The organism is Salegentibacter profundi (assembly GCF_054121475.1).
In genome coordinates this window covers 82,873-106,732 of the sequence record NZ_JBSYGG010000009.1, presented here as the reverse complement: position 1 = coordinate 106,732, position 23,860 = coordinate 82,873, and the positions used below count along the sequence as shown (strand labels likewise).

The following is a 23,860-nucleotide window of genomic DNA, read 5'->3' as shown; positions in this document are numbered from 1 at the left end:
AAATTCCCGGGGCCTTTTTATTTTCAGTGTTCTTCGATCACTCGTTCCGGGTAATCGGTAATAATACCGTCTACTTTTAGCTCGAGCATCCTTTCTATATCCTCCTCTTTATTTACCGTCCAGGGAATCAGTCGCATCTCCAGGGCTTTTACAGAATCCACAACTTCCTGGTTTTTAAGAAGTTTAAAATTAGGGCTGTAAATTTCAGGAATGAACTCCAATTTCTCCAGGTTTTCCGCTATTCCTTCTTTAGATACCAGGTAGGCAACTTCAATATCCGGATAAGACTCATTCAATTCATTTAAAATATTGACATCAAAGGACTGCACGTTAGCCCTGTCCTTTATCCCTTTTTCTTCGATGAGCTCAACTACGAGTTCAACAAACTCCGCTGGTTCAGGCTGGTAGGTCCCGTATTTACTGGCTGTGGACTTGATCTCGATATTATACTTAATCTTATCCAAATTATTGGCTTGAATATAATTTTCTACCGTATCGATAAGCTCGCTCAGTAAAGGTTTGTAGGTCTTCTGGGTTTTTTGGTCCGGGAACCTACGGTTTCCGCGAGACCCGCTGTCATACTGCTTGATACTATCATAATCCATCGTATACAGATTGTACTTATCCTGGTCCTTTTTAGAGATGCTGTCTCCTGACGGGGTGAGCATATAAAGACCCAACATGATAGGTTCGTGGGAAACCACAATTTTTTTATCCCGGGAGACCACTACATCCAGTTCAAGCACATCAGCTCCCTTTTTAAGGGCACTCAAAAAGGCGGGGATGGAGTTTTCAGGAAAATTACCCCGGTCTCCTCGGTGTCCCTGAACTTCCACCCTATTATTAGATATCATGTCCTGATCGGATGTGGATTTCTCATTTTCCTTACATCCAATGACGAAAACAAGAGCTATACATAAAAGTGATTCCAAGAATTTCATTTTCAATTTGTTTTTGTTTTTTTTTGGAAATAGAATCGCCGAAACATAATGCTTCGGCGAATCCTGGCTAATCAAAACATTTAAAATTTATTTTGGCGGTACAAGGGTATATTTTCTGGTTTGTTGAAAGGTTTTACCGAACATGTCTTCCGCTTTAACCTCTATAATGTGCACTCCTGGAGCCAAATTGGTAGGAATACTTCCCCGCCAGAGGTGGGTGCTTTCAATAGGATTGGAAGAACGTCTTCCCTGCAGCAATTCATCAGCAAGATCCCACTCAAAAATATCCTTTACAAAGGATGGATCGTAATCAACCAAATAGCTCATTGGCTTCCACTCCCCGTCATCTACCCGGTACATTACCTTATCGTACTGGCTTCCTATGAAGAAATTCACATGGATGCCAGCTTTGGTTCTACGACCTTGGGCCACAACTTTGGGAGCAAAAATTTCCATTCGGTAATCCTCCGGTTTTCCCGCTACCTTATAATCCAGGCTATAGGAATTTCCTTTAAAATTTAATTTGGCATAACCCTTAGGAGTTCCATCACGCATGGTGGATATTGGTATTCCATTTTTGTCAAGGGTACCCGAGTACCAGTCACCACTAGTTGTTCCTACATTAAAATGATGATGTGGTTCATCTTTGTCCCATCCATACTCCTTTCCTAAAAATTCCTGCCTTTGAATATGGGTATGTGCCGACAATGAAAGGGTATGTGGATATTCCTCCAATAATTCAAACAGTCTCTCCCTATCTTCATCCCTAAAGTTATCAGCATTGGGCTCGGTAAGTGGAATATGGAAGGCCAGAACGATCAGATGATCCTTAGGAACATGTTTAAGATCATTTTCAATAAAATCCAATTGATCCTCTCTAAAACCTCCCCAGTATCCCTTATTATCCCTAGGGTCAGGATAAAGAATATCATCCAAAATAATGAAATGTACTTTCCCCTCATTAAAAGCATAAGTTGCAGGGCCAAAATGACCTTCAAAGGTTTCATCTGAAAGATGATCGCTTTGGGCATCAAAGTTAAGATCATGGTTACCCATTACATTGTACCATGGAACGCCAATACTTCGGACGGCATCTATATATGGTTGAAATAAGTCCAGGTCATTTCCTACAAGATCTCCCAGGCTGATACCAAATTCGAATCCCTCGACTCCTTTGAGTTCGACTACGATTCCCCTGGCAAAGTAATCAACCTCTTTTTCATTATAGGGTTGAGGATCACCAAAGACCAATATGGAGAACTCCTCTTTTACTTCCTTGGGAATTAAACCAAAATTCACCTTTCCAGGTAACTTTCCGGTTGGCGATACCCCCGGGAATTTCATTTGCGGGGAACCATTAGGTTTATGGATGTAATAGAATTGTGGTAAATTATACTGATTCACCGGAAATTCATAACCTGCAGGTTTTATTACAGAAATTATATGATCATCCCCAACCGGTAATACATAATTACCCTTATCATCTGTGGTCACCACTTCTTTCCCGTTGGAGATGGCTACCTTAGATAGGCCTTTTTCTCCTTGATCAAGAATTCCATTCTCATTGTCATCGAGATATACTACCCCAGTGACTTCCTGGGAGATAACACTGAATGAAAGCAGTCCAAAAAGAATTAAAAAATAGTTTTTCATTGATCTTTAATTTTAATATCCTAAATCCAATTGAGATTTCACCGGCTCCAGGCTAAGCTGATGCTCCTTATATATCCTTTTTATTTCTTCAATCTTTTCCGGAAATTTCGCCCCAACTTCATATTTTTCAGAGGGGTCTTCATCAATATTATACAATAAAGGTGGATCATGAGCCTTCGGTGCTTCCTTTGAATAGGAGGCTTTTGTAATAAAATGGGCTTTCCAACTTCCCTTTCTAATAGCATATAATTTATCCCTTAAGTAGTAATAAATTACGTCATTAGCCTGCTTTTTTTCGCCCTTTAATAAGGGCATGATATTTACTCCATCCAATCTTCGATCCTTGGGCAATGGACTTCCTGCAAGTTTCATTATTGTAGGGAAAAAATCCATTGTGCTTGTCAGGGCATCTGTGATCTGATTGTCTGGAATTTCACCAGGCCATCGAACAACGGCGGGTACACGGAATCCCCCTTCGTAAGTGGAGGCCTTTCCTTCATATAATAAACCGGCAGATCCTCCATTTTTTCTTCTCTTAAGCCACGGACCGTTATCACTGGTAAAAACCACTAAAGTGTTTTTATCAATTTCCAATTGCTTGAGAGTTTTAAGAATCTCCCCGACACTCCAGTCGATTTCCTGGACAACATCGCCGTATAAACCTCTTTTACTGCTATTTTCAAATTTATTGGAAGCGTGTAAAGGTGTGTGAGGAAAATTATTAGGATAATACAGAAAAAAAGGCTGATCCTTATTCTCTTTTATAAATTCAATAGCTTTTTCTGTATATCTTCGGGTCAGTAAATTCTGGTCAGGATCGCTTTCAATGATCTTGTGATTTTCATACAGTGGTAATTCAGGAGCTTTTTTGTACCTGGGAGGAACCATATCATTAGAGTATGGGATGCCAAAGTAATAATCAAAACCGTGATTAAGCGGTAAGAATTCAGGTAGGTGTCCTAAATGCCATTTTCCGATTATTCCTGTGGTATAACCTTGTTCCCGGACCGCTTCAGCAAGGGTGATCTCTGATTGTGGCAAACCACCGGTGGAACGAGGATAAAGGACATTACCGCTGTTTTCGGACCCAGCCATACCACTTCTAACGGGCAATCTTCCTGTAAGCAAGGCAGCCCGACTGGGAGTACAAATACTGGCTCCCACATAAAACTGGGTTAGCTTTACACCTTCCTGAGCCATCTTATCTATATTAGGCGTTTTAATAGTAGGGTGCCCAAATGAGCTCAAGTCCCCATATCCCAGATCATCTACAAATATTATGATCACATTGGGCTGAATTTGATCGGCTTCTTTGCTTTGCGCACTGGAATCCATCCCAAAAAGAAGGATTAACCATAATAAAAGAAAGAGTCTATTTGGTCTCATAAAAATCATAAGTTTTTTCTCTTTAAACATGCCCGAAATTTTAATCAGGAAATTTCTCCTGAAAGCAATCCAAAATAAGGATTAGTGCCTTCAAGCCTGATTCAGGGAGTATGAACAATCGGTCTTCCATGAGTGTTGCATTAAACCTGGAAAGCTATACTGTCCTATTTGCTTCCCTGAATACATCACAAAAACCAAGGGGTTTTAATTTAATACCAGGACATTAATTCGAAATGTCCTGGTACCAAAGTTTAATTTAAATCCAAAGGCTATTTACCATCCAGGATTCTGTTCAAGATTGTCATTAAGTTCCAGATCCTCAATTGGGATTGGATAATAATAATCCCTTGGCTCTTCAAAGGAACCGCCGGGGAACAATAATAGGTTTCCAGAGGTGCCATTGGTAAGTGGTCGCTCATTGATGTCAATAGTCGAAGTGACCTCTCCTGGTGCTCCAGAGGCATCTCCATCATGTACATATACATCATAGACCCCATCATTGTTGAAATCATGAGCACCTAATTCTGAGAAATATAATCCCTCGATGGGTTGTTCCACTTTCTTCCCTTCTTTCCATCGCATTAAATCATCCCAACGGAAGCCTTCGTTAAACAATTCGATCCTGCGTTCACGCCGAATTTCAAGGATAACTCCTTTATTAGGCCCCTGATCCACATTGGCATACAAGGCTTCCTGATAAGGGTCTGGATTGGCATTGGCTTCAGCCAAGTTCAAATGAGGCATTCCAACGCGGTCTCTAAGCTTGTTAATCGACATATCCAAATCAGCCTGAGTGATCGTTCCGAGTTCCGCCTTTGCTTCCGCATAAATCAATAATGCCTCAGCATAACGAAAAAGGATAATATCATTAAAAGAACCACCAGCACCCCATTGAGGCCCTTTAGGAGGCAGGGCTTTTATCACCCTGTAACCTGTTCTGGTGATATCCAGATCTACAGGTTCACGATCCTCCGCACCATAAGTCTTAAATTCAGGTCCAGCCGTAGTTTGTGTTAACCTTGGGTCCCTATTTTGCATTTCCTCATAGAATTCCATGGTATCATAACCAGCCTGTGCTGTAAAGGGAGTACCATCCTCCATGAGATAACTATTCACAAGATCTTTCGTAAGTCCCCATCTTCCCAGAGTAGGGGCGGTCATTCTATAAGCTAAATCATGCGTTCTTAAGCCAAATTCATAATCTACTGCCAAAATAGTTTCCGTCATATCCTGATTACTTCTTGCAAAGAGATCCCGATATGCTTCATCCTCACCTCCAGCTACATATAGCGAATAGGCTCCGGAATCCATAAGTTCCCGAGAGGCGGAGACTGCTTCCTCTAGAAATCTTTCATAATCTGCTATACCGTGATATTTTCTAAAAGTTCCTTCAAACAGGGCAATACGAGCTTTTAATAAAAGAGCGGTATATTTTGTAATTCGGTTAAGTTCCTTTTCAGCTGGAATATTTTCAATTGCATAATCTATGTCAGCAAGTACTGAATCCATAACTACCTCTCTTGGGTCCCGGGCTTTATTCAATAATTCTTCATCATCCTGTTCAATGACTTCACCATACCACGGTACATCACCAAATCGCTTTACCTTATCGAAATAAAAATAGGCTCTAAAAAATCTGGCTATTCCAGAATATTTGGCTTTGGCCTGTTCATCATCAACTTTATCATAATGTTCCAGGAAATAGTTGATTCTACGCAGATGGCCCCAAGACCATCCTCCACTGCCCCGGTCTGTGGGAACAATACGGACTCCCCTTAGTCTTTCGGCAGCACTCACTCCCAAAATATTATCCGAGGCGGCATCGTCGGTATATACCGATTCTGTTTCCAATACTGCATACAGGTCATTGGTATAGGCTTCCAGGTCAGCACCTGTATTAAAAAATTCATCTGCCGTTATAGCGTCCCCCGGCTGTTGATCAAGTATATCGGGTTCGCAGCTGGTAACTATTAAGGACAAAATTACTATCGTTGAAATTTGAATTATCCTTCTCATTGTTATACTTATTTTTTTCATTTTTTTCATTGTTAATTAAAGTAAAGGCGGTGGATTTGCTTCGAAATTCAAGCGGAAAACCTAAAGGTTAATTTCCACACCTGCTGAATATGTCTTACCCATAGGGTATAGCTGTGTATTTCTTGCAGGTCTTGCACTTACCCCATTGGGGTTCGAAAAACTAACATGCGCCCCTACCTCTTCTGGATCCAGATAATCTGTTAAACCTCCAAAAGACCAAGTGAATATATTTTCTCCACTTAGAAACACTCTTAACCTTTTCACATTGACTTTCTCCGTAAGGCTGGTTGGAAGTGTATAACCAACAGTGAGGTTTTTTATTCTCAAGTAACCAATATTGGTTAAAAAGTGATCATTAAGATTGTATGACATCCGCCCTGAACTCAGCGCATTATACGCTCTTTGTCGTTGTGGGAAGATTCGTTCCGGATCATTAGGATGTGCCGGGTCCCAAACCTTATTCAAAAGATCTTTCCTTAGGAATGATACATAAGGTCTATGAAAAGTACCCCAGTACAAGGGACCTGATGGGTACCAATCCTGTTTAGCTACTCCCTGTCCAATTAAAGAAAGGTCGAAATTTTTCCAGTTAGCATTAATGTTGAAACCAAATGGAAATTGTGGCATTGCATTCCCGATAGGCACCAAATCTCCGTGGTCTGCCAGGGTATTATTACCATTGTTAATTTCACCATCTCCATCAACATCAACGTATTTGAGATCTCCCCCTTTTAGGTAGTTCCAATCAGAATTTGATCCATAGTCAAGAATTCCTCTATATACCCTGACAAGATTCTCCCTTCCAAATTGGTTCTGAAATGCAGCTGCTTCCTCATCGGACTGAAATTGTCCATCGATACGATATCCCCAAATCTCACCAACTTCCTGACCTTCCCAGAAAGTACTTAGTAGCCCATTCGGGTTGTCAAATTTGGTAATTACAGCCTTGTTATTGGATACATTGGCCTGGATACTTAAAGAAAGATCAGATCCCAATACATTGAATTGGTCATTATATCCGGCGGTTACCTCAAAACCTCTATTACGCATAGCAGCATAGTTTCTGCGAGGCTCAGATGCACCAAATACAGCCGGAAGCGGTCTTCCTGGAAGATACATATCACGGGTATGACGCTCATATACATCCAATGAGGTCGTTATTCTATCCTGGAGGAAACCAAGGTCAACCCCCACATTGGTAGAGGTGATTTTTTCCCAACCAATATTTGCCGGAAGTGGTGAGGGCACTCTTGCATAATTTGCCTGCTCTCCATTAAACAACCAGGAGGTTCTGCCCATTCCTATTAACTGTCGGAAGGTATTTACGCCAACATTTTGATTTCCGAGTTTACCGTAAGACCCCCTTAATTTAAAGGAAGAAACAACGCTTTCAAGGGATGAGTCCCAGAAATTCTCCTTATCTACAATCCAACCGGCTCCCACCGAAGGAAACAGTCCCCATCGATTCCCCTCAGGAAACCGTGAAGACGCATCATATCGCGCATTAATCTCTAACAGGTATTTTCCGGCAAAATCATAATTAAAACGTCCGAAATAACCCTGGATGGCCCATTCTAAAGTAGAACCTTCCATATCTAGCATTTCGGTTCCAAAGGCGATATTACCCTTGGTTCTTGTCAATAAATCCTCAATTCGCATTCCCACTCTATCACGGTCAAAAACTTCCTGGTTAAAACCGAGCATAACCTTAAAATTATGGTCATCTCCTAGCCTTTCATCATAGGTTCCATAGATATTCCAGGCGGTATAATAATCCTTCCAGCGGTACTCATTATGCCGATTAAGCCCCGCGTTCTCAACCAATTCTAACTCATCTCCCGCCAGGTAACTAAAAGGTTTATAGGAAAAAGTACGATCTGTTCTATCGATACTATAACTATAATCCATATTAAGGACAACTTCTTCAATGGGGCTAATTTCAGCCCGTAAAGTATTGGTTTGTTTTTCGTACTGCCATTCCCGATGAGCCGCTCCTTCTTTTAAAGCGCCTAATCGGCCTACGTATCCGTTTCTGGTTCGGCCCACACTCACACCATAACCATCGACAAAGGCAGGATGATTAGGAAAAAGATCACGCCATTTACTCACTCCAAATTCATCACCCCAACCGTTCTTAGTTCCGGCATATTGCTCATCAAACCTGCTACTGAATCTACTGATAGCTGTAAGCTTCAACCAATCATATGGGGTAGCACTCAGGTTTAACTGAAGATTGTAACGTTTCATTTCCGCATCCTGGATATTCTGAATTTTTTCCCTTTCATAAATTCTCCCGGATATGGACCCGGTTAATTTGTCCGATCCTCCAGAAACAGAAATATTATTGATCTGATGCGAACGACGGTCCTTAAACAGAACGTCATAGAAATCAGTACTTTCATAGAATTTATATGTTCCATCAGGTTGTTGTTCGTAGAAAGGTTCTCTTTCTCCATTACCTACTTGCCTGGCAATCTCCCAATCCTCATCATCATAACACACATAACAACCACTATGATAGGAACCAATAGCACCATCTACCCACTGGGCATAGGTGTAAGGGTTAGTAACAAAATCGGTACGGGCCGTATTGGTAGTAAAGCCGGTATTATTGGTATATCGGACATTGAACTGCCCGGCTTTTCCGGATTTGGTCGTGATCAGAACCACCCCGAAGGCACCACGGGCCCCATAAATAGCCGCAGCCCCAGCATCCTTTAAAACGGTAACGCTTTCAATATCATTAGGATTGACATTGGCAATATCTTCTTCAATACCATCAACCAAAACCAATGGAGAACCGCCATTGATAGAATTAAAACCACGAATATTTATCTCAGGTGTAGTAGAGGGATCACCACCGGATGCCGAACGAATATTCAAACCAGGTACGGCTCCTTGTAAAGAACTCGCTATATCCGCTGAAGGACGTGTGGCAATATCGCCGAGCTCAGCAGTACTGACTGCACCAACGAGATTCTCAGCTTTCTGAGTACCATAACCTACAACTACAATTTCATCTAAACTCTCGGAATCCGCCTCCATTTGTATGTCAAAATTAGACTGATTTCCAATAGAAATTTCCTGAGTTTTATACCCTAAAAAGGATAATACTAAAGAGGTAGCAGCATTATCAGAAACAGACAAGCTAAACTCCCCGTCAAAATTAGTGACTGTCCCATTAGAAGTTCCTTTTTCCTGTACAGTGACTCCAGGCAGAGGCATCCCTTGCTCATCAGAGATCACCCCCGACACCTGGCGTTCCTGTGCCTGAAAGGAGAAGGACAGGAAAGAAAATACTATTAAAAAAATTTTTGTCATTGTTTTTTTCATAATGATTAGTTTAAAGTTGAAAGTTAGGTTTGCAAATATTTTTATAAGTTTTCAATTCCTTCGCTAATTTAAAGTTGTCCTATTATTATATTAAGGTTACCAAAGTTCCTATAAAGCCTCGTTTTTTCGGACGAAATCGATATAGTCACACAGTAAAAAATCTGCACAGATATCTTCTTTGCATTAATTTAACAGTTCCAAATGTAAAAAATAATAATAAAAGAAAACAAAAAATAACAAAAAAAACCCTTTTTACCTTTTTATTTATTACATTTAATATTAATTTTGACCCATAAGCAGGATAATAATGAACAAAAAAACTAGTCAAAATACCTTTAAAAGGGAAAAGTCGTTAACAAAACTTAAAGATGCTGGAAAGGTTTGGGATGTACTTGTTATCGGTGGTGGAGCTACCGGTTTAGGGGTTGCCCTGGATTCCAGTTCCCGGGGCTTAAAAACATTACTCATAGAACAAGCCGATTTCGCTAACGGCACATCAAGCAGAAGCACGAAGTTAGCCCATGGAGGAGTAAGATATCTGGCCCAGGGTAATATAAGCCTGGTATTTGAGGCCTTGAAAGAAAGGGGACGCATGATCAAGAATGCACCTCATCTGGTAAAAATGCTTCCTTTTATTATTCCGGGATATTCATGGTATCAGAAATATTTTTACGGAATAGGATTGAAAATATACGATTGGATGGCCCGTAGCAGGAGACTGCAAAAAACGAAAATTCTAGGCGCCCAATCTGTCAGGAGGCTGCTTCCCAATTTAAAGGAAGAAGGCTTACAAGGAGGGATCCTCTATTTCGATGGTCAATTTGACGATACCCGCTTGGCCATCAATATGGCGCAAACCGCCTCAGAACAAGGGGCTACCTTAATCAACTATATGAAGGCCCTGGATTTAATAGAAGATAAAAAGGGTAAAATTGCAGGAGTTAAAGCGAAAGATATCGAAACCGATCAGGTTTTTGATCTTCAAGCAAAAACTGTAATTAATGCTACCGGAGTTTTTGTTGACGATATCTTAAAAATGGACGAGATCAAGAAAAACCCTCTGGTCAAAGCCAGTCAGGGAATTCATATCGTGCTGGACAAATCCTTTATGGATGGTGAAAATGCCTTGATGATACCCTCCACCTCTGATGGCCGCGTTTTATTTGCCGTCCCTTGGCATGATCATTTACTCGTGGGGACAACGGACACACCTGTTGAAACCCATAACCTTGAGCCTGTTGCCCTACAAAGTGAAATCGACTTCATTCTGGAAACTCTTCAAGGTTATTTAAAGAAAAAGCCTTCCAAAAATGATATTTTGAGCATTTTTGCTGGTCTGCGACCGCTAGTGCAGCCAGATAAAGAAAAAGGCACTAAGGAGATCTCACGGGATCATAAATTAAGTATAAGCGCCTCAAATCTTATTACCATAACCGGTGGGAAATGGACGACATACAGGAAAATGGCAGAAGATGTAGTCGATGCAGCTATTGAGACGGGTAATTTAACCAGGTCTTCCTGTAGAACCCAGGATTTAAAAATTCACGGGTACACCACTGATATTCAAAATGATGCTTTGAGTATTTATGGAAGTGATGCCGGTCATATTACTGATTTAACAAAAAACAACCCGAAACTAAAGGAAAGAATTCACCCAAAATTTCCTAATATTAAGGCGGAAATTGTCTGGGCTGCCAGAAATGAAATGGCCAGAAATGTGGAAGATATCCTGGCACGAAGACTTCGGATGTTGTTTTTGGATGCTCGTGCCGCTATCGATTCCGTGGAAACTGTAGCAGGTATTCTGGCCGTAGAACTTAACAAGGATAAAACCTGGGAAAAAGAACAAATTAAAAAATTCACCACAATGGCTCAGCGTTACCTTGCCCAGGAGTATGTCCCAAAGCAAAATAAAAGTAAAAAATTAGAATTAAAATAAACCTACAATATGGAAGAATACATCCTTGCCCTGGATCAGGGAACCACAAGTTCAAGAGCAATAATCTATGATAAAAATGGAAAGTCTGTTTCTGTGGCACAAAAAGAGTTCACCCAACATTTTCCAAAACCAGGCTGGGTGGAACATGATCCCGAAGAGATTTGGTCCTCACAAATAGGGGTTGCCGCCGAGGCGGTTTCTAAAGCCAAACTGAAATCGGATAATTTAAGAGCCATCGGGATTACCAATCAACGGGAAACCACTGTGGTTTGGGACCGCACCACTGGGGAGCCTATATACAATGCCATTGTATGGCAGGATAGGCGAACTTCTGATTACTGTGATCAGTTACGCAATGAGGGGCATGAGAAAATGGTGCAAGAGAAAACAGGCCTGGTACTGGATTCTTATTTCGTAGCCACTAAAGTCAGGTGGATACTCGAAAACGTTGTAGGGGCTAAAGAAAAAGCAGAGGCAGGTCAACTTGCCTTGGGGACTATCGATTCTTGGTTGATATGGAACCTCACTGATGGTCAAAAGCACATTACCGATGTTACTAATGCCTCCAGAAGTTTAATTTATAACATTCATAGCCTTGACTGGGATGAAGAATTATTAGCTCTTTTCGGGATACCAAAAAGCATGCTACCCGAGGTTTGTGATTCAAGCGGAGAACTTGCTTTAACTTCAGGAGCTATTTTTTCTAAACACATTCCTATTACAGGAATCGCAGGTGATCAGCAAGCGGCTTTATTTGGCCAAATGTGTATTGAAAAAGGAATGGCTAAGAATACTTACGGGACAGGCTGTTTTATGTTGATGAACATCGGAGAAAAACCAATTATTTCGGAAAACAAGCTGGTAACCACCATTGCCTGGAAAATCGGGGATCAGGTGCACTATGCCCTGGAAGGAAGTATTTTTATCGCAGGTGCTGTAGTACAGTGGTTACGCGATGGCCTGGAAATAATTAGCTCTGCAGCGCAGGTAGAAACCCTTGCTGCCCAGGTCGATAGTAGTGATGGCGTATATGTGGTTCCGGCCTTTGCAGGGTTAGGTGCTCCTCACTGGGATCAACATGCAAGGGGTACTATTGTAGGGGTAACCAGGGGCAGCAACCGAAGTCACATCGCACGTGCAGCCCTTGAAAGCATTGCCTATCAAACCCTGGATGTAGTCAGGGCTATGGAAGCAGATAGCGGCGTGGAAATTAAGGAACTCCGTGTTGACGGAGGAGCCACGGCAAATGCCCTCCTTATGCAAATACAATCCGATATTCTTAATACACGAATAATCAAATCTGAAAACAGTGAAGTGACCGCCCTGGGTGCGGCTTATTTAGCCGGGCTTGGAAGTGGAATATGGAAAGATATTGAAGAGATTAACAAAAAATGGGAAACCAAAGAGTGCTTCTATCCCGATTCCTCCACCCCTACCAAGGAAATGATAAAAGGCTGGGAACGGGCTGTAAAAGCAACAAAAAATTGGTCTGAAAACTAAATAGATAAATCGATATGACGGAATTTACAGCCGAATTTTTAGGCACGATGTTTTTAATATTAATGGGAAACGGTGTAGTAGCAAATGTTGTATTAAAGGGCACCAAAGGAAATAACGGGGGTTGGATGGTCATTACCACAGGTTGGGCGCTCGGTGTGTTTACCGGCGTTGTTATCGCAGCCCCATATAGCGGGGCCCATATCAATCCGGCGGTAACACTAGGTCTATCCATTGCAGGAGAATTTCCATGGGCTAAAGTACCAATATTTATCACCGCCCAAATGCTCGGAGCAATGGTCGGAAGTTTTCTGGTCTGGGCCATATACCGACACCACTTCAATTGCACCCAGGATTCCAACCTTCAATTGGCGGCATTCAGCACAGGACCAGCCATTAGAAATAAATTTTCAAATGTGTTAAGTGAACTCCTGGGAACTTTCACCCTGATCTTTGCGATCTTCTATGTGACAGAACCAGTAATGGCTAATGCCAGTGAAACTCCCATTGGCCTTGGATCATTAGGTGCAATCCCGGTATCTTTACTGGTTTTGGCCATCGGGCTTTCCCTGGGAGGGACAACCGGATACGCCATTAACCCGGCACGAGATCTGGGACCCAGAATTATTCATTCTTTTGTACCTATAAAAAATAAATGTAAAAGTGACTGGAGTTATGCCTGGATTCCTATTGTGGGTCCATTAATTGGTGCAGGCCTTGCAGCAATAGCTTATCTAGCCCTACACTCCTAAAAGGCGCCCCTATGATGAAGAAATTACCGCTATTGATGGTTATCCTGTTCCTTACCGGATGCCAGTCCCTTGACCAGGAAGAGAATAGCCCTGCTCCACCCCAAGGAGAAATAAAAAAGGTAGTGCCCTTAACAGAGTCCCCCGATTTACCCGGGGTGATTTTTACAGATATCTCCAAGATCAAGGAAGCTGAAAAATCCACGGTCATTATGGACGAGTTAATTAAATTTGTCCACGCTACCCCGGAGAACGAATCGATTTATATCTCTATTTATTTATTTGAGTATGCTCCTTTGATTACTGCGCTAAAAGAAGCCTATTCACGGGGAGTAGATATCCATATAAGCCTTGACAGGAGTGACCGGAGCAACAATCAGGCGACTATTACGGATTTAGCAAGCCTTGGTGAAAACATAGAAATAATACCGGTCAATAACAATGCTAGTTCCATTGCTATCAATCACAATAAATTCGTGCTCTTTTCCAGTGTTGAAACTGCGGAGGGAGCCTTGAATGAGGTGGTTTTTCAAACCTCTCATAATTTTACCAACAGCGGAACAAAGAAGATCCAGGACGCCCTCCTCTTTTCCCATTCAGCACTCTATAATGCCTATTTGAATTATTGGGAACAGATCAAAAATCATGCTTCAGATTCGATGGACCAGTTTACCTTTACCGAATATAAAAATGAATCCGGTAATATTCATGTTCAGTTCTACCCTAAAAGAAAGGATGGTGAACCCCTTGGTGAAGATAGCATCCTTGAAATATTAGATAAGGTTACTAACCCTGGACAAAGTACTATTACTGTCGGGATGTCCGATTGGTCTGATTCCAGAGTCTCTATTCTAAACAAATTGGAAGAATTATTAGAAAAAGGCTCAAAAATAGAAATCATCACAAAAACCGGAAAAGGTCCTCAGGTCACTGATATGCTAAAAAAGTTGGAAGCCAAAGGGGCATTGATCAAGGTTTTTAACATGAACAGAGACGCCCAGATCCCCGTGATCAATATTCATACAAAAATACTTCTGATTGATGGGGAGTATGAAAATAAGGACCAAAAGGTTCTCATTACCGGCACCCAGAATTTTACCAATAATGCGCTCTGGAACAATAATGAAGTCACTTTAATTCTAAAAGACGAAAATATTTTTAATGATTACCAGGAATACTTTCAACAATTAAAGAAGCTTCCAGGAATTGATTTAACCCAATAAATTACCAATTGATGAAACTAAGATATTTAATAGCTATTTCTCTGCTTTTAACGCTTAAAACTTACGGACAGGACAACCCATTAAAAGAAAATCCAAAACTTGTTGTGGGCATTGTAGTAGACCAGATGCGGTATGATTATTTAACCAGGTTCTGGGACCGTTTCGGTGAAGATGGTTTTAAAAGACTGATAAACAACGGGTTTAATTTTAAAAACAATCACTTTAATTACATCCCTACCTATACCGGCCCCGGACATGCTTCGGTTTGGACTGGTACTAGTCCGATGAACCATGGGATTATTGGAAACAACTGGTTCAATAAAACTCAAGGACAGTCTATTTATTGTACTGATGATGCTTCTGTTGAGCCCGTTGGGACCAATTCAAAAGCTGGCAAAATGTCCCCTAATTTACTTAAAACCACCACCCTGGCTGATCAAAATAGGTTACACACCCAGATGCAGGGAAAAACCATAGGAGTTGCTCTTAAAGACAGGGGGTCTATCCTTCCTGCCGGGCATACTGCCAATGCTGCTTACTGGTTCTATGGAGGCCAGGAAGGAAAATTCATTACCAGTTCCTTCTATAAAAATGAGCTCCCCCAATGGGTTAAAGAATTCAATAATTCAGGACAAGCAGCATCTTATTTTAAAACCTGGAACACGCTTTACCCGATCGAATCATATACAGAAAGCGGTACGGACCATAACAATTTTGAAAGAGGTTTTAGCGGAAAATCAAAAGCCACTTTGCCATATGATCTTGAAAAATTAAAATCAGAAAACGGGAATTTTAGTCTATTAAGTCAAACTCCTTTTGGGAATGACCTGACTACTGATTTTGCCATGGCTGCTATCAAAGGTGAAGCCCTTGGTCAGGATGAGATCACTGATATTCTCACCTTGAGTTATTCAAGTACGGATTATATAGGCCATAATTTTGGGGTGAATTCAAAAGAAGTACAGGATGCCTACCTGAGATTGGATAAAAATCTGGCAAGTCTCCTCCAATACCTTGATAAGAATATAGGTGAAGGTGAATATACCATCTTTTTGACAGCAGATCATGGAGCAGTCGATGTTCCGGCATACCTCCAATCTGTAAAGATACCCGGAGGGTATTTTAATGATGAAGCATTCACCGAATCACTAAAAGCTTTTGTTAAAAATCAATACGGTAGTGATGATCTGATCCAGGACGTATCCAATGCTCAAATCTTTTTTAATTACCAAAGCCTTTTGGAGGAAGGAATCGATGCAAAAGAATTAGAGGATGCTGTAGCCAGCTATGTCCTGCAGTATAACCAAATGGATAAGGTTTATACCCGACACGATATGATGAGTACAGGCTTTACCGAAGGACTCCCCTATTTATTGCAAAATGGATTTAACCAGCGTCGCAGCGGGGATGTACTCTTTGTTTTAGATCCCGCCACAATCATCTATCCAAAAACAGGCTCTACCCACGGAAGCGGATTGAATTATGACACCCATGCACCATTGATTTTCTATGGTGCCGGGATAAAGAAAGGAAGTACCACTAAACGTTCTGAAATTATCGATATCGCCCCCACTATGGCAGCCTTATTAGGTATTCAGTTTCCTAATGGAACAACAGGAAGGCCCTTATATATCATGCTCGATAAATAGTTCCAGCAATGTTATTAAAAAGAAGGCTAATTGTGATCCTGTTTTTCTTGATCACTTTTTCTGGAAAATCCCAGGATATAGTGGACATGGAATTTGGGAACGGGCTTGTAAATACTGTCGCCAGGGATAGCTCCTTTAGTGTAAAGTTTGGAGCAAGATTTCAGAGCTTGTTCACTTCAGCCTGGAGCCTTTCTGATCCTCAAACCTCCGGATCGCCACAAACCAATTTTCTTATAAGAAGATCGAGGTTAAAATTCAGTGGTTTTGCTCTTTCCCCGGCCTTGCGCTATAAATTAGAACTGGGCTTATCCAACCGGGATATCTCGGGAGCTAATCCCTTTACGGGAAAGGCTCCTCGCTATATACTGGACGCCGTATTAAAGTGGAATTTCCATGAAAATTTTGTCTTATGGGCCGGGCAGACCAAACTTCCGGGGAACAGAGAAAGGGTTATTTCTTCTGGTGATCTTCAACTGGTCGATCGGTCTATTCTAAACAAGCACTTTAATATCGATCGGGATATGGGCATCCAACTCCATCATTACTTTATCCTTGGCAAGGAATTTACCGTCAAAGAGATTGTTAGTTTGGCCCAGGGGGAAGGTCGGAATATTATGACAGGAAATCTGGGAGGCTTTCAATATACAGGCAGGCTTGAAATACTTCCATGGGGTGAATTCCAGGATTACCAACCAGTAGATTTTGAAAGACTCAATTCCCCGAAACTTGCTTTAGGCTTGAGTTACGATTACAATAATAATTCGGTGAGAACCCGGTCAAACAGCGGAAGTTTTATGCAAACCGATTCCGGGTTCTTTGAAACAGATATTAAGACAATTTTTGTTGATGCGATGTTCAAGTACTCCGGAATTTCTTTTATGGGGGAATATGCCAAGAGAAAGGCGAAAAATCCTATTGCAGTAAATTCAGATGGTAGTCCAACCGGCGATGTTGTAAGTAGCGGAGAAGGTTTAAATCTGCAAATGGGATACCTCTTCAAAAATAATTATGAAATCGTTGGCCGGTACTCCCAATTAAATCCTAAATTCGATACCTATAAGGGAATCGAACAACAGTATACCCTTGGCTTTTCCAAATATGTTGTAGGTCATAATCTCAAAATACAAACGGATATCAGTTTAAATGATTTATATAATAAGCCTTCTGATCAATTGATGTATCGACTTCAAATTGATTTTCACCTTTAATTTTATGTTATGATAAGAATAAATATTTCCTTTTTTCTTCTCCTGTTTTGTGCTACAAGTCTTGTCGCTCAGCATTCTGATAAGCAGGATGAACAAAAAAAAGAAAGACCCAATATCGTTTTTATAATGTCCGATGATCACGCCTATCAGGCGATAAGCGCCTATGATAGTACGCTGATCAAAACGCCGAATATTGATAGAATAGCCGAAGAAGGAATTTTATTTACCAATGCCAGTGTGACCAATTCCATATGCGCTCCATCGAGAGCGGTGATCCTAACTGGCAAGCATTCCCATCTAAATGGTAAGATCGATAACAGAAGGCCCTTTGACACCACCAATGTAACTTTCCCCCAACTCTTCCAGCAGGCCGGTTATCAAACTGCGATGTTCGGTAAACTCCATTTTGGAAACAACCCCAAGGGAGTCGATGAATTTAAAATATTGCCAGGCCAGGGAAGTTATTACAATCCCCGGTTTATTACCAAAGAAGGCGATACCATTATTGAAGGCCATGTCACTGATATCATCACTGACCTAACCATAGACTGGCTTGAGCAAAAAAGGGATCCCGAAAAGCCATTTATGTTAATGTATCTTCATAAAGCGCCTCATCGTTCCTGGATTCCTGCTGAAAGACATTATAAGGAATTCACTCAAAACAAGTATGAACTACCGGCCACACTTTATGATAATTACAAAAGAAATCCAACGGGAAGAAATACCGGTAATGAACTCAATAAAAGAGTGAATATGAATCCTTATAGCACAGCAGCGAGAACTGCTGAAATGAATATCAGGAAACATATGACTCTGGGCTATGATAATAAAATAGATACCACGACCCTAAGGAAGTTAGGCATTAAGGAACCCTATATGAAAAATACCCCGGTAAAACGGATGACTGAGGAGCAAAGAAAGGCCTGGGAGAAGGTTTATAATCCCATATCTGAGGATTTCGAACAAAGGTATCCTACTATGAATGATTCTACACTTATGGCCTATAAATATCAGCGATATATGCAGGATTACCTGGCCACTATTGCCGGGGTGGATGAAAATGTGGGCCGTTTAATGGATTACCTGGAGAAAAAGGATCTTGACAAAAATACAGTAGTGGTCTATACTTCAGATCAGGGCTTTTATCTGGGAGAACATGGTTGGTTTGATAAGCGTTTCATGTATAATGAATCCTTTAAAACGCCTCTTTTGATCAAATGGCCCAATGAAATAACCCCGGGAACCACTGAAGATGAAATGGTACAAAACCTTGATTTTGCACAGACCTTTCTAGAGATGGCCAGCATCGATGCTCCCGAAGATATGCAAGGGAAAAGTCTCGTTCCCCTTTTAAAAGGTGAGAAAGAAGCCTGGGACCGAGATGCAGTTTATTACCACTATTATGAATATCCTGGAATCCATGCGGTTAAACGTCATTATGGTATTGCGACCAAACGGTATAAACTAATTCATTTTTACTATGATATCGATGAGTGGGAACTGTATGATCAATACGAAGATCCCCAGGAAATGAATAATGTTTACCATGACCCTGAATATGCCGAGGTAAGAGAAATGATGAAGGAGAAATTAAAAGAAATTAGAAAAAAGTATAAAGACTCTGAGGAATTGGACAACTATTATATCGAATTATATAATAAGGATAAAAAGTAAATCGGAGCGAATCCAAAAATTGATTTAAGCAGAAAATATCGGGAAGTAAACCTCCCGATATTTTTTTAATACCCTATCTGAAATGTCCTGGAATAATGCCTGCGATTTAAATCTCGAGGAAGGGTTTTCAAAGCAGGATTAGCTTAAGAAGTAACCCAAAAATTTATTCATAATACCAGTGGGGATGCTAGGCCTTGGAACTTAAAAAACCAGCCAAAGACCTTATGATAAATCAAACGGGTATTTTATAATTAATTTACCGGTAATCTTTTATACCGCTTAATTACCTTCAAGAAAGTTATTGCTAAACAACGGTGACTTTAATGCCGTATTCTTCCAGCGTTTCACGGGTAAAATCAGAGATCCCGGTATCGGTGATGATCTCATCTATACTCTCGAACCCACATATTCTTCCAAAACCTCTTTTTCCAAATTTGGTCGAATCGGCAAGGACAATGGTTTTCTGAGACACTTTAATCATTTCTCGGTTGAGACGTGCTTCCATAACATTTGCCGTGGTAAGTCCGAATTCTAGATCAATCCCGTCTACCCCAAGAAAAAGTTTGGAACAGGAAAAATCCGAAAGATTATTCTCGGCATACATGCCGGTTACTGAAGAAGATCTTTTTCGAAGGATTCCTCCCAGCTGAATAACATCGATTTCCAAATGTTGATTTAATTCAAGGGCCACATTTAATGCTGAAGTAATCACCGTTAAGTTTTCCTGAGGTTTAATATGCTTGGCCAAGGATAATACTGTGGTCCCCGAAGCAATAAGAATAGAATCATTTGCAGTAACCATACTCGCAGCTACTTCCCCTATTCCCATCTTTTCTGAAAAATGGATTTTTTCTTTCTCACTTAAATGCCTGTCCGTTGCATAGGGATTGGTCAGGGTAGCGCCGCCATGCATGCGGTAAAGCATACCTTTTTCTTCCAAAAACTTCAGATCCTTCCTAACAGTGACCGAGGACACGTCAAATTCATCACAGAGATCCTGGACTTTTACCTGCCCGTCTTTTTGAACTTTTTCAATAATTACCTGATGCCTTTCAACTGTGTTCATCCAAGTTTTTTTGGTGGGTATATGCTTTGATTATCATACAAAATACAATAAAATCCCTTAATAAACCAAATTAAGGAATTCGGCTTACTTGTATAATTATCTAGGATCTAGGTTTAGAAATAAGGTAATCAGGCCCGTAAGGATGGAACTATTTTTCTGCTACCGGCCTTGGAAAACTATAAAAAGAAGAGTCAAAGGCGTATAAACAATTGAAAAATTACCTTAAAAGTAAAAGGGAAGAAAAAGGAAGTTGGGTAAATTCATTAAAACCTTCTTTCCAAAGAGAAGGGTTCCAGCTTAACATTGGGTCTTTTCGAGGCTATAATTTGACTGACTAATTTCCCGGTGATGGGGCCCAGGCTCCAACCAATCATCGCATGACCAGTGGCAATGGTCATATTTGCGTATTTATTAGGCCTGCCAATATAAGGTAATCCATCAGGAGACACAGGCCGAAGCCCTGAGCGAGCATTGCTCATCTCCTTATCGCTAATCTCTACGTCTTTATAATAAGTTTTAGCGGCCTTTCTAATGGCGGATACCCTTTCAGACCGTATAATTTCATTCTGACCGGAAAACTCCATGGTTCCAGCAAAACGCGTAAAACCCTTCATAGGTGTTACGGCTACTTTTGCTTCACTTAAGATAGTAGGAATACTTATCCCGTTGGATTTAAATGCATCAATACTGTATCCTTTCCCGCCCTGTAAAATAATATTTAAGTTTAGTTTCTTCGCTAAATCCGAGGTCCATGTTCCTGCGCACAAAAGGAATTCTTCACCGGAATAAAATGCTTTTGATGTTTGCACTCCCACAACCCTATCCTTTTCAGTCTTTATTCCTGTTACTTCTTCCTCAAGTTTAAATTCGACCCCCTGATCGAGCAACCAACTGTAAAAGTTTTTCATAAACTGATTTGGCGTGGAATGCGAGTTATTTACATAATGAACAGCCCCAGTGATGTGATCTGATAGGGAAGGCTGTAAATCCAGGATCTCCTGGCGTGAGAGAATATCCACTTGAATTCCTTCCATTTGTAGTTTTTTTGCTTTCTCTATTTCTTCCCTGGCTGATTTTTCAGTAGTATATACCGATAAAAGCCCTTTTTTTTCATAATGGGTCTCCAGGCCAACTGATTTGAGTAATTCTTCATAAAGGAATTGGCTTTTGGAAAGCATCTCTTTTAGGATAGGAATGGATCGCTCTACCCTTGGGGGTGTTGCAGATTTTTTAAATTTCCAGGCCCACTCAAAAAATTCCAGATCCCACCTTGGTTTGATATAAAATGGGCTGGATTTATTCCACATCATTTTTAATCCTTTGTTTATCATTCCTGGAGATGCCAGAGATAGTATATGACTGGGTGCGATGAAACCTGCATTAATATTCGATGCTCCTTTGGTAAGGTCTTCTTTTTCTATTACAGTAACTGCATAACCTTCTTTTATAAGATAATAGGCTGAAGAGAGTCCAATAATTCCTCCACCAATTACTATTACTCTTTTCATATGTTTGAGTCTTTTCGTGAATTTAAAAAAATTATTCTAATCCTATAGCTCAGCCCCTAGTTTGGCCACTGTCGAGCAGGCATCTTTCCTTTAAGAGCAATTTCTATATGGCTTAACAAACATACCTTATCTTAAATTTAACTTCAAAATGGATTTAATGTAGAGGTTGGTTTCAAGTTTCAAAACCTAGAAAAAATAAGTATCATCGAAAAGCTAAGAAACTCTCAGCATTTTTTCGCCGGACCTTCGTCCATTTATTTCTAATTTATTATCTTTAAGTTACTTAATTGGTTTTAGACTTTCTCCAATTATTTCAATTTGACTTTCTATCCGTTGGAGGTTCATGATGACCTCGAATTATTGATGTGTAAATTAAATCAAACCTACAGGCCACTGTTAGATTCACTGAATTTTCTAACAAGATGTAACCCTGGTTAAATAATCATCAATCCCATAATGCTGGAGTCTTTTTACATATGGATGGTTTTCCACCTCTGTCAGAGCCTTTTACTTGGCCTTGTGATCTACTTTTCCCGACAGGGATTCTGGTGGAACCTACTTTTTATTGCCTATGTATGCTGGATCCTTGCTGGATACCTCCCTGCTCAGGTGAGCCTTTACGAATTATGGTTAAAAATAGCCTTACCGGCCTCGGGTATCAATATTTTACTATTCGCATTCGTACCTGAACCACATCCCCCAATTACCGACCATACCTTTAATTTAAAACTCAAGTTGCAAAACAGAAATTTAAACTTGGAAAATATAAGAAAAGGGATTTCTGTGATCGGTGCTGCAGGCAGTGGAAAAACACAATCGGTGGTTTACAATACCTTGCAGCATTTTAGAAAACATTCCTTTTCAGGGCTAATCCATGATTATAAAGATTTTGAACTCACTGAACTTGCCTATCCACTTTTTAAATCCGGAGAGCTACCTTTCTACATTATCTCCTTCGATAAGTGTATTCACCGGGTAAATCCTATTGCGCCCCATTATATGAGCGATCAGGAAAGTGTCAATGAAATGGCTCGTGTTCTTTTGATTAACCTCACAGAACAAAGAGACATTGTAGCCTCCGGAACGCTACGGTTCTTTCATGATGTGGCCGAAGGCATAATAGGTGGTATGATCTGGAAGCTTAAAACTGAAGATCCTCAGAATTGTAACCTTCCTTATCTGATTAATTATTACCAGAAAATGGATAACAAAGGCCTGGCCGACTATCTTATCTCCGATCCCATCTCCCGGAACATGGCTGCTGCCTACATCAATGGTTTGGAATCCGAGCGGCAAACCGCCGCTGCCAGAAGTACCCTGTCCAATGCCTTCAAGAAAATAACTTCCTCGAGGATCTTCGATGTCCTCTCAAAGGATGAAATCCCTCTAGATATTAATAATCCGGAAAACCCTGCAGTGGTCTGTATAGTGAATAACCCAAAGTTTGAGACCGCATATACCCCGGTAATATCTTCCATCATCCATACGATAATCAAGCAAATGAGTGTTCGCAAGCGTTGTCCCTCCTTTCTATTAATGGAGGAAGCTCCTACCATTAGGTTACTGCATATGCACCGGGTTCCAGCAACCCTGCGTAGTTTTAATATTTGTACCGTCTATGTCATGCAGGATCGCTCCCAAATAGATCTGATCTATGGTGAAAAGGCGAGCAGGGCAATTTTAAGTAATTTATCGTATCAATTTTTTGGAAAGGTCAATGACCCTCTCACCGCTAAATACTTTGAACGCTTCTTTGAACTGATCGAAAAAGAAAACATCAGTATAAGTGAGGGATTAAATCTGGATTTTGACGCCAGAATAACGCGCAGTAAAAGAGAAGTTTCACAAATAAGGGCAGACCTTTTTTTCAGGTTAAAACCAGGGGAGTTTGTTTGTTATGCCGACGGAAAAGCCTACCCGGTTGTATTTGAGCAGTCCAGGCCGGTATTAGAAAGACCACTTTTAAATAATGACAAAGACTAAGTTAATCCTTAAAA

General features: G+C 40.7%; 15 protein-coding genes. 8 read left to right on the top strand and 7 right to left on the bottom strand.

Annotation, left to right across the window (positions count from 1 at the left end; all coding sequences use genetic code 11):
* Positions 1-23 precede the first annotated feature (23 nt).
* From ACW6NC_RS12045 to ACW6NC_RS12025, 5 genes are all read right to left on the bottom strand, one after another.
* A complete protein-coding gene (locus ACW6NC_RS12045) occupies positions 24-941 on the bottom strand; it encodes a glycerophosphodiester phosphodiesterase family protein (protein WP_457866352.1) in 918 nt (305 codons plus the stop codon).
* Positions 942-1,028: 87 nt separating this feature from the next.
* Complete coding sequence (locus ACW6NC_RS12040) at positions 1,029-2,594, bottom strand: calcineurin-like phosphoesterase C-terminal domain-containing protein (protein WP_457866351.1); 1,566 nt, start codon at positions 2,592-2,594, stop codon at positions 1,029-1,031.
* Positions 2,595-2,606: 12 nt separating this feature from the next.
* Positions 2,607-3,980 (bottom strand): sulfatase family protein, encoded by a 1,374-nt coding sequence (locus tag ACW6NC_RS12035; RefSeq protein WP_457866349.1) that lies wholly within the window; start codon positions 3,978-3,980, stop codon positions 2,607-2,609.
* A gap of 273 nt (positions 3,981-4,253) precedes the next feature.
* Complete coding sequence (locus ACW6NC_RS12030) at positions 4,254-5,996, bottom strand: RagB/SusD family nutrient uptake outer membrane protein (protein ID WP_457866348.1); 1,743 nt, start codon at positions 5,994-5,996, stop codon at positions 4,254-4,256.
* Positions 5,997-6,077: 81 nt separating this feature from the next.
* Positions 6,078-9,350, bottom strand: a complete 3,273-nt coding sequence (locus tag ACW6NC_RS12025) for a SusC/RagA family TonB-linked outer membrane protein (protein WP_457866346.1) — start codon at positions 9,348-9,350, stop codon at positions 6,078-6,080.
* Between the two features lie 307 nt (positions 9,351-9,657).
* On the opposite strand from ACW6NC_RS12025, the gene ACW6NC_RS12020 reads away from it, so the two are divergent.
* From ACW6NC_RS12020 to ACW6NC_RS11990, 7 genes are read left to right on the top strand one after another with little or no spacing between them, the layout of a single operon-like run.
* Positions 9,658-11,289, top strand: coding sequence for an FAD-dependent oxidoreductase (locus ACW6NC_RS12020; RefSeq protein WP_457866344.1), 1,632 nt, complete (start codon positions 9,658-9,660; stop codon positions 11,287-11,289).
* Positions 11,290-11,298: 9 nt separating this feature from the next.
* Entirely contained in the window at positions 11,299-12,789 is a 1,491-nt protein-coding gene (gene glpK, locus ACW6NC_RS12015) for a glycerol kinase GlpK (RefSeq protein ID WP_457866342.1), read from the top strand.
* Between the two features lie 14 nt (positions 12,790-12,803).
* Positions 12,804-13,538 carry an MIP/aquaporin family protein gene (locus ACW6NC_RS12010; RefSeq protein ID WP_457866341.1) on the top strand — a complete coding sequence of 245 codons (735 nt, stop codon included), beginning with the start codon at positions 12,804-12,806 and terminating at the stop codon, positions 13,536-13,538.
* An 11-nt stretch (positions 13,539-13,549) separates the two neighbouring features.
* Entirely contained in the window at positions 13,550-14,758 is a 1,209-nt protein-coding gene (locus tag ACW6NC_RS12005; RefSeq protein ID WP_457866340.1) for a phospholipase D-like domain-containing protein, read from the top strand.
* 11 nt (positions 14,759-14,769) lie between these two features.
* Positions 14,770-16,407: an alkaline phosphatase PafA gene (pafA, locus tag ACW6NC_RS12000; protein WP_457866339.1), complete on the top strand. Its 1,638-nt coding sequence runs from the start codon at positions 14,770-14,772 to the stop codon at positions 16,405-16,407.
* 8 nt (positions 16,408-16,415) lie between these two features.
* Entirely contained in the window at positions 16,416-17,615 is a 1,200-nt protein-coding gene (locus tag ACW6NC_RS11995; RefSeq protein WP_457866338.1) for a porin, read from the top strand.
* 9 nt (positions 17,616-17,624) lie between these two features.
* A complete protein-coding gene (locus ACW6NC_RS11990; protein WP_457866336.1) occupies positions 17,625-19,289 on the top strand; it encodes a sulfatase family protein in 1,665 nt (554 codons plus the stop codon).
* 304 nt (positions 19,290-19,593) lie between these two features.
* On the opposite strand, the gene ACW6NC_RS11985 is transcribed toward ACW6NC_RS11990, so the two are convergent.
* Positions 19,594-20,355, bottom strand: coding sequence for a DeoR/GlpR family DNA-binding transcription regulator (locus ACW6NC_RS11985; protein ID WP_457866334.1), 762 nt, complete (start codon positions 20,353-20,355; stop codon positions 19,594-19,596).
* Positions 20,356-20,618: 263 nt separating this feature from the next.
* Positions 20,619-21,863: an NAD(P)/FAD-dependent oxidoreductase gene (locus ACW6NC_RS11980; RefSeq protein ID WP_457866333.1), complete on the bottom strand. Its 1,245-nt coding sequence runs from the start codon at positions 21,861-21,863 to the stop codon at positions 20,619-20,621.
* A gap of 456 nt (positions 21,864-22,319) precedes the next feature.
* On the opposite strand from ACW6NC_RS11980, the gene ACW6NC_RS11975 reads away from it, so the two are divergent.
* Positions 22,320-23,846 carry a type IV secretory system conjugative DNA transfer family protein gene (locus ACW6NC_RS11975; RefSeq protein WP_457866331.1) on the top strand — a complete coding sequence of 509 codons (1,527 nt, stop codon included), beginning with the start codon at positions 22,320-22,322 and terminating at the stop codon, positions 23,844-23,846.
* Positions 23,847-23,860 lie beyond the last annotated feature (14 nt).